Source organism: Desulfovibrio sp. 1214_IL3152, assembly GCF_036763055.1.
Lineage (GTDB): Bacteria > Desulfobacterota > Desulfovibrionia > Desulfovibrionales > Desulfovibrionaceae > Desulfovibrio.
The window spans coordinates 1-8,400 of record NZ_JBAIYW010000435.1 but is presented as its reverse complement, the minus strand read 5'-3'; the positions used below and the strand labels follow the sequence as shown (position 1 = coordinate 8,400).

Genomic DNA, 8,400 nt, shown 5'->3' with positions numbered 1-8,400 from the left:
TGCCGGGGCAGGCTTTGCCGAACAGGGCAAAGCCGCGCCGACCCGTGAAACGCCCCTGCCCGACTCCCGTCAGGCCAATGACATGGCCCGTCAGCTCGGGCTTACCCTGCGTACGGTTTTCATTGACGCAGGACACGGCGGGCGCGACCCCGGAACCAGTCATAACGGCATTCTTGAGCGCGTCATTACCCTGGACGTGGCCCTGACCCTTGGCCGCCTTTTGCAGGCCAATGGAGTGGATGTGGTCTACAGCCGCACCAAGGATATAGGGCTTTCACTGCGGGAGCGGACAAGCAGCGCCAATGCCGCCGGAGCAGACATTTTTGTTTCCATTCATGTAAATGCCAATGACGACAGGTCGGTCAACGGTTTTGAAACCTACTATCTTGATCTGGCGAGCAACAGCGAGGCCGCACGGGTGGCCGCGCTTGAAAACTCGGGCAGCGACCATCGCCTGGGCGATATGCAAAAAATGCTGGCCGATGTCATGCTGAATGCCAGAGTAGACGAATCACGCCGGCTTGCACAAGATATTCAGCGCCTTAGCATCTTTCGACTGAAAAAACGGCAGTATGATGTCCGCAACAACGGGGTCAAGTCAGCTCCCTTCCATGTGCTGCTTGGCGCACAGATGCCCGCCGTGCTGGTGGAGCTTGGCTATTGCACCCATGCCGCCGAAGCCCGCAATCTTGCCAATGCCAAATATCGTCTTGCGCTGGCCGAGGGACTGGCCGAAGGCATACTTGCATACAAAGACAGACTGCTTAAAAGACGAACTGCCCATAATTCCTTGACGCCCGAAAGCGCCGATGCTATGTGATGCAGGGATTTCAAATGTATGCCGCTCTGTCGTATCAGCAAAAATAAAGCCCAGTTACACAGGCGCGGCCAGGTCCGGTCCCGGCTTGTGCAGCGCACGGGCCACGCACAAAAAACAGTGTTATACAAGTTTCTTACGGCGCAAGGGTCATCCCAATTCCGCAAGGACGAGATATAAAAACAGCAATCGGGGAAGGAGTACTTTACATGCGCAAGGTTTTGATGATGACCGTAGCGGTTTGCATGCTCATGGCCGGAGCGGCCCTTGCGGCTGACAGCAACGCCGTGCCCGCCGCCAAAATTGGTGTTGTGGACATGCAAACTGTGGCCACGCAGAGCGAACCCGCCGAGGCCGCCAAAAAGCAGATGGAACAAAAGTTCGGCAAAGAACGTGCCGAGCTGGAAAAGCAGGGCGAAGCCCTGAAGAAAAAGGCCGAATCGCTCAAAAATCCCAAGGTCAGCGAAGAAAAAAAGCTGGAATTCATCCGCGCCAAGCAGGACCTGGACCAGAAGACCCGCAACTTCCTGCGCAAGGTTGAACAGGAAGAAGTGAAGCTTCGCCAAGACATGGTGACCCTGGTCTTCAGCGCCACCTACGAAGTGGCCCGCACCAAGGGCTTCAACTTTGTGGTGGACGTGACCGCGGGCGGCGTTCTGTACGCCGACCAGTCAATGGACCTGACCCAGGACGTGCTCACCGAAGTGAACAGGCTTTACAAAGAAAAGAAAAACGACAAGGGCGGCAAAAAATAAGCGCCCGTCCATAAAGCGACACGGCCTCTCGACCCTGACGGGCGGGAGGCTTTTTTCTTTACTGCCATTTGACCTGAAGTTGTTGTGACGGTCGTATCCTCAGTCAGAGCCACCTGAGCCTTTCAGGCGGCGACCGGTCCAGAGGCTTTGCCGCGCTGGGGTAAGACGCGGCCCAAGCGTTTTTGAAAAGACAACGGCGGAACGCATCCGCGCCGTGCACCGGGCGGTCAAAAGGCAAGGCTGGTGCTTGCCCCTTGCAACTGCATGTTCTCAAAGGTAAAATACTCTCAGCGGGCGCGTGACTACGCGCCATAGGGACAGGGCCGCCGTCATTCCGCCGTCCCGGCCACAGACACGCCAAACTCGCCAGGAGGCCAGAACATATGGATTCAGTTACGCAAAGCCAGAGCATGGACATACAGCGCATTTTGCGCCTGCTGCCCCACCGCTACCCCTTCCTGCTGGTGGACAGGGTTGTGGAATGCGTAGCCGGTTCGCATATCAGGGCGTACAAAAACGTTACCTTCAACGAACCGTTTTTTCAGGGGCATTTTCCCGGCGCGCCCATCATGCCCGGTGTGCTCATTCTTGAGGCCCTGGCCCAGACCGGCGGCCTGCTGGCCGCTTCAGGCATGGGCGACCTGGACGACAAGCTTTTTCTCTTTACCGGCCTTGACGGCGTTAAATTTCGCCGCCAGGTGATTCCCGGCGACCGTCTGGACCTTGAGTGCTCCAACATCCGCATGAAGCTCAAACTTTGCAAGATGGAAGCTCGCGCCTTTGTGGACGGCAAGCTCGCCGCAGAAGCCCAGATCACTGCCGCTATCGGGGACAGGCCCAAAGACTGAGCATAGGCCCACAGCCGCTGCACATCTGTCCAACATAAAAAGCCCGTTTGCGGCCGGGGAATCATGTGTCCCCGCCACAAACGGGCTTTGCGCCAACCGGCCGAAGACGGCCGCTACATTACTTTGCCAGCAATACCCAGGCCGGGCCTTTGGCATCCAGATGGCTGGCGACATAATTGCCCCGCTCTTCGCCGCCGCAAAACACGTCGATACGGTTTTTCTTGATAGCGCCGCCCACATCCTGGGCAAAGCCGATGCCGCGCAGCGGCACCTTGCCTCGCTGCTGGTCAGGAATATTCACCCCATAGGCCACAACCGACCCCAAGGGAATAAAGGTGCGGTCTGTGGCAAGCGACAGCCAGTCGTCCACCACCTGTCCCATGGCCCCCGTAGGGCCACGGGTTCCGTAGCGGAAAAAGACATAGCTGGGATTTTCGTTCAGTATCTCGCGCACACGCTGCGGATTATCCTTGAACCACTGGCGCTGCTCGAAGATATGCCCTTCCCGGAGCAAGCCCTTTTCCCGCATGATGCGTCCCGAGCTTTTATACTTGTGACCGTTCTGCCCCGCATAATTGATGTACGCCTGGGTTCCGTCGTCAAAGACCAGCCTGCCGGAACCCTGAATTTCCAGAAAAAACACGTCCACGGGGTCCGCAGCCCAGGCCAGTTCCAGTCCCTTTCCGGCAAGCACCTGTTTTTCTTCAATGGTGCGGCGGTCATAGTAGCGCCCGCGCTTGGCCTTCACCGCCTTGATGTCCGGCGGCAGCGCGTAGATGGCCTGGGTATAGCCCGGCTTGCGTGTGCGGCTGGCACGCACCACAGGCTCGTAATACCCCGAATACTTTATGCCGTCCGGCACTTCCACCCAGCGGAAGTTTGCCAGAAAAAGCTCCGGTTCCTTGTCCAGACGAGGCAAAAGTTCCTGCAAGCGGGTCAGGGTGCGAGAAAGCTCGCCCCAGGTCACGCTCAGGCCCGGCCGCTGCACGGCAACGGCCGTGGCGGGCTTGCTGTTGACATAGCGTAAAGACTTGCGCACGGTAGGAGCTATCTCTTTCCAACTGCCCAGATCCTGATTGACAGGTTTCAGGCAGCTTACGAAAAACTCCGGGCTTTCAAAGGCCACAGGCGGTCCTACCGGCTCCGGAGAGGGAGGGGCCACCTTTTTGCCGCAGGCCCCAAGCAGAAAACACATAAGCAGCAGCGCCACCAGGGCCGGTCTGAACCCACAGGGTCGGTCAATGGAACCGTGAGTGTAAGGCGCGTATAAACAAGGAGCATTCGCGTGCATGAAGAGTTCCCCACTCCTGATATCTGGATGCCACATCGCGTTTCCTACGGCGAAACGGATACGATGGGCGTTCTTTATTATGCTGAATATCTGCACCTTTTCGAGCGCGCCCGCAGCGAATACATCCGCCGCTGCGGCATGAGCTACGCCGAGGTGGAGAAAAAAGGCATCATCCTGCCGGTTCGCGAGGCCCAGTGCCGCTACCGCTCGTCCGCCCGCTATGACGACCTTGTGTTGGTGCGCGCGGGCATCAGCGAATGGGGGCGAGCCTCAATGCGCTTTGTATATGAGATATGGAGCGAGGACAAGAAGCGCCTTCTGGCTACCGGCATGACCCAACACGCCCTGGTCAACGCGCAGGGCCGCCCCGTGCCTGCGCCTGACTGGTTCCGTAGCCTCACGTTTGATGCCGTGTAAAAGCCTTCGGCCTCATAAGGCCGGAACGACAGCTACAGCGGCGGCGCATCCCGCTTCAAAGCTGGACGGCATCCCCGTGACGGGCGTAAAATCCGCCCCAAAACCCGCAGCCGTTCCGTTGTCCTTGGTCTAGAGCAATTTAACTTTTAAATTGCTCGGACGGCTGCGTGAGCAGACGTTCGCTACGGAGGCGTAAGCGCAGTTTATCTGCGCGGTTAAACGCCGAAGTGAGCGTGCCTTAAACTTTGAGAATGTATATTCTCAAAGTTAATCTGCTCCAGACAGTGTCGTCACGAGATGAATTTCCTTGGTATATCAAGGAGAACGAGCCTTTTATGCAGGGAGTGTACTCTTATGGTACTCGACCGGAATAAAAGGCGAAGTTCGACGCAGAGATACCGGGAAAGGCGCTCGTGACGGCACTGTCTAGCGGCTGCCACGGTTTTCCGTGACTCAACAGACCCTGCAGAAGTTTTTTTGGCGTTTTCCCCCAAGGCAGACTGCAGCATATTGAAAGGCCCCGGAAAATTCCGGGGCCTTTACGTTCCCGCTGTCTTGCGCCGCACGGCGACGCAGACACGGGCGGAGGGGGCGTTGTTTGGCAAGGCTGTACCACTTTTGCCGAAGGAAAGATTTCGGCACCAGCGGTCTCCGGCCAGAACGCGCGCTCGGCGGTCTGGCAAAGCAAAAATCGGGCGATTCTTGCGAAGAATCCGCAAACAGCGATCTTTCTGACGGCTACTGCCGATCTTCGGGCTCATGGCCCGCATCAATGCGGGCGGACTCCAGCCGCCGCGCTTCATCACTTTCCGGGCTTTTTCCCGAGCAGCAGCAGGACGTTTCCTTTGGACGGCCAGCGCTGCCGCAGCCACTGTCGCAACCGCAACCGCACTGCCCTTTGCGCATGGCGCGCACCATACGCCTGATGACAAAAAAAGCCGCAGCCGCAATACAGAGCGCCACGATAATCAGCTGTATGTCCATTTCAAATCACCTCACACTTAAATAGTGCGTCAATAGAAAATGAAAGTCAAGTTCGTTACAAACTTTTCCATTTCATACGCCACTGGCGCATATTGCGCGGCATGTGCAGGGATATTCCGGAATAAAGAGAAGCAGTCCAGCCCCTGAGATAGCACCCAGGCGCGGTTCAAGGACAGCGTACAGCCCTGGCAGAAAAAGCCCACAAGGCGTTTCTGCCGGTATCCTGAATTGCAGGGATCGCGGCGGCTGCCAGGCGAAAATATTACCGCAAAGCAAGGTCGCCAGGGCGCTGGTGCGTCAGGCAGGCTGAAAAGACTTGTCTCCGGCACATGTGAGCCCAGAGCAGGTTAACGCTACGAATGCAAAGCGCAAAGCGTAAGTCCGCATGCTACGTCGCTTACGCCTCCATGCCTCGCACCAGCCTCGCAGCCGCCAGAACAGTTTCAAGGTGAACTGCTCTATTTGTCTTCTTCGGCAGCCTGCGCGCGGCACATTTCGCACAGGCCATACAGATTATGCACATGGCCCCGCAGCCTGAAGCCGTATTTTTCGGCCATTTCACGCTGCAGCGTCTCAATGCGCGGATCGCATATCTCAACGATCTTACCGCACTGCAGGCAGACCAGATGGTCATGATGACTGTCAGGCTTGGCGACTTCATAACGGGTGATGCCGTCGCTGAAGTGAATTTCCATAGCCATACCGGCATCGCAAAGCAGCTTGAGGGTACGGTATACCGTAGTCTGCCCGATGCCCGGATCACGCTGCAGGATATGCTGATAAAACTCTTCAAGAGAGTGGTGGCCCGGCAGCTCAAAAAAGGCTTCGGCGATGATGCGCCGTTGCGACGTGGTGTTCAGGCCCTTGCGGTTCATGAACTCCAAAAAGTCCGCCAGGCAGGCGTTACGCTGTGTTGCTGTCATAATTGCCTACCCCCGGGTGCAGTGTAAAATATTTTTCACATTCATGCCAAGAAAAACAAAGCACGAGTTTTTTGAGTCTGTTATGCTGAAGGATTCAGATAAATCATCCTTACTTGTGACGCACTTTCAAATAAAAAGCAATGAATTACAGGAACCTGCCACGACCTGAAATCACGTTATCCCTGGCAGCGTGAAGATCTTGTCCCTTTGCCTGCCGCCCTATAGCCTGTATATAAGGATAAAATCAAAAAGTACGGTAACCGTGTTTTCGACGTGCCGCATTCGATGATAACCCTCTTGACATTTTTATCAGGATTGAATACTGTTTTCAAAACAGAAAGACTCTCAACCTTTTCCGGAGCCGCAAGCGCGTTCCGCCTGCAAGGAAAATAATATGGCAAATCTGATCAATTCCAAGGTTGAACCCTTCAATGTACAGGCATTTCATCAGGGTGAGCTGAAAAATGTCTGCGACACAGACCTGCAGGGTCACTGGTCCATTTTCTTTTTCTATCCTGCCGACTTTACCTTTGTTTGCCCCACCGAGCTTGAAGACCTGTCTGAAAGCTACGAAGACTTCAAAAAGCTCAACTGCGAAATTTATTCTGTTTCCACAGACAGCGCCTATGTGCATAAAGCCTGGGCAGACGCCTCCCCAAGCATAGCCAAGATAAAGTACCCCATGCTGTCTGACAGCGCCGGAACCCTTTCACGCGCGTTTCACGTGCTCATTGAAGAAGCCGGTCAGGCCCTGCGCGGCAGCTTTATTGTCAATCCCGAAGGCATCATCAAGGCTTATGAAGTGCATGACCTCGGCATCGGCCGCAATGCCGAAGAACTGCTGCGCAAGCTTGAAGCCGCCCAGTTTGTGGCCCAGCACGGCGATCAGGTCTGCCCTGCCCGCTGGAAGCCCGGCAAGTCCACCCTCAAGCCCGGCCTTGACCTGGTGGGCAAACTGTAGCCCCCGCATTTCTCAGTCCCATAGCCTGTCCTCCTCAGACACTATCCCCGAATCGGAACCACCCGCGCAAGCGGGTGGTTCCTTTATGTCCGCACGTCCAGAACAAGCTTCTCGCTGGCTTTGCGCCAGAGGCAAGCAAAAAGGCTTTTTACCGGCGCACCAATACGGCACGCCACTGACGTAAAAAGCCTTTTGCAGTAATGGATTGAACCAAATAATCAGTTTCGAGGCTTCTGGCGTTGAGGCAGATTTTGCCTGGCTTGCCTGCCTGCACAGTGGCGGCCTGCGCGCATTGGCAGGCCCCGGCCTGTGGCACGGCAAACCACGCGCTCAGCTTGTGCGGCGCTTTATCCTGTCCAGCCGTTCCTGCATAAGAAAACGCCCGGTGACGGATTCCGGGTCAGCCACAATGGCCTCGGGCGTGCCTGCGGAAACAATCAGCCCGCCGTTTTCACCACCCCCCGGCCCCATGTCAAGAACATGGTCAGAAGCCAGGATCATGTCCGTATTATGCTCGATGACCACCACACTGGCCCCCTTGTCCACCAGGGCATGCAGCACCTTGATGAGCTTGCCCACCTCGTGCATGTGCAGCCCCGTGGTCGGCTCGTCCAGAATGTACATGGTTCCGGGCAGCGAACGCTTGCCCAGCTCGCGCGAAATCTTGATGCGCTGGGCCTCTCCGCCGGAGAGGGTGGTGGCGGGCTGTCCAAGCCGCAGGTATTCCAGCCCCACTTCTTCCAGCACTGCCAGGCGGCGTTCCAGCGCCGGATAGTTTTCAAACAACTCTCTGGCCTGGCGCACGGTAAGGTTGAGCACCTCAGCGATGTTCAATCCCTTATAGCGCACCTCAAGGGTTTCGTGATTATAGCGTTTACCCTTGCACACGTCGCAGGTGACGTAAACGTCGGGCAGAAAATGCATTTCCACCCGAATCTGCCCGTCGCCGCCGCAAGCCTCGCACCGGCCGCCCCGCACGTTGAAACTGAAACGCCCAGGCTTGTAACCCCGCTTACGGGCGTCCTGGGTCATGGCAAAAATATTGCGTATCTCGTCGAATATCTTTGTATATGTGGCCGGATTCGAGCGCGGGGTGCGCCCGATGGGCGTCTGGTCGATAGCCACTATGCGCTCCACAGGGGCGGCCCCGCCCTCATACTCCAGCCCGCCGATAGTGCCGGGCTGATCCACACGCAGGCCCAGATTCAGGGCCAGATGCTTGTAGAGCGTATCCACCACCAGCGAGCTTTTGCCCGACCCTGAAACTCCGGTCACGCAGGTGAGCACGCCGAGGGGAATGCGGCATTCCACATTGCGCAGATTGTTGGTGGTCACATTGTGCAGCACCAGTTCCCCCTGCGGCTCACGCCGGGCGTCGGGCAGAGCGATGGTGTCGTCGCCGCA

At 56.8% G+C, this 8,400-nt stretch carries 8 protein-coding genes and 1 pseudogene; 5 read left to right on the top strand and 4 right to left on the bottom strand.

Features of this window, described 5'->3' with window-relative positions:
* From V6C07_RS09205 to fabZ, 3 genes are all read left to right on the top strand, one after another.
* The coding region (locus tag V6C07_RS09205) for an N-acetylmuramoyl-L-alanine amidase family protein (RefSeq protein WP_333536126.1) at positions 1-820 on the top strand (820 nt) is incomplete at its 5' end.
* A gap of 206 nt (positions 821-1,026) precedes the next feature.
* Positions 1,027-1,572 (top strand): OmpH family outer membrane protein, encoded by a 546-nt coding sequence (locus V6C07_RS09200; RefSeq protein WP_012624244.1) that lies wholly within the window; start codon positions 1,027-1,029, stop codon positions 1,570-1,572.
* A gap of 383 nt (positions 1,573-1,955) precedes the next feature.
* Complete coding sequence (gene fabZ / locus V6C07_RS09195; RefSeq protein WP_333536125.1) at positions 1,956-2,420, top strand: 3-hydroxyacyl-ACP dehydratase FabZ; 465 nt, start codon at positions 1,956-1,958, stop codon at positions 2,418-2,420.
* Positions 2,421-2,538: 118 nt separating this feature from the next.
* Here the strand turns inward: fabZ and V6C07_RS09190 are convergent, their stop codons facing one another.
* Entirely contained in the window at positions 2,539-3,711 is a 1,173-nt protein-coding gene (locus V6C07_RS09190) for an MltA domain-containing protein (RefSeq protein ID WP_333536123.1), read from the bottom strand.
* Between the two features lie 27 nt (positions 3,712-3,738).
* On the opposite strand from V6C07_RS09190, the gene V6C07_RS09185 reads away from it, so the two are divergent.
* The gene (locus V6C07_RS09185; protein WP_333536127.1) at positions 3,739-4,128 is read left to right on the top strand and encodes an acyl-CoA thioesterase; all 390 of its coding nucleotides are present in this window, start codon (positions 3,739-3,741) and stop codon (positions 4,126-4,128) included.
* A gap of 738 nt (positions 4,129-4,866) precedes the next feature.
* On the opposite strand, the gene V6C07_RS09180 is transcribed toward V6C07_RS09185, so the two are convergent.
* Positions 4,867-5,112: a FeoB-associated Cys-rich membrane protein gene (locus tag V6C07_RS09180; protein WP_333536121.1), complete on the bottom strand. Its 246-nt coding sequence runs from the start codon at positions 5,110-5,112 to the stop codon at positions 4,867-4,869.
* Between the two features lie 458 nt (positions 5,113-5,570).
* The gene (locus V6C07_RS09175; RefSeq protein ID WP_333536120.1) at positions 5,571-6,035 is read right to left on the bottom strand and encodes a Fur family transcriptional regulator; all 465 of its coding nucleotides are present in this window, start codon (positions 6,033-6,035) and stop codon (positions 5,571-5,573) included.
* A 394-nt stretch (positions 6,036-6,429) separates the two neighbouring features.
* Here V6C07_RS09175 and ahpC point away from each other — a divergent pair, with 394 nt between their 5' ends.
* A complete protein-coding gene (gene ahpC, locus V6C07_RS09170) occupies positions 6,430-6,996 on the top strand; it encodes an alkyl hydroperoxide reductase subunit C (RefSeq protein ID WP_333536118.1) in 567 nt (188 codons plus the stop codon).
* Between the two features lie 330 nt (positions 6,997-7,326).
* Here ahpC and V6C07_RS09165 read toward each other — a convergent pair.
* Positions 7,327-8,400, bottom strand: a pseudogene (locus V6C07_RS09165) (excinuclease ABC subunit UvrA); the annotation flags it as partial.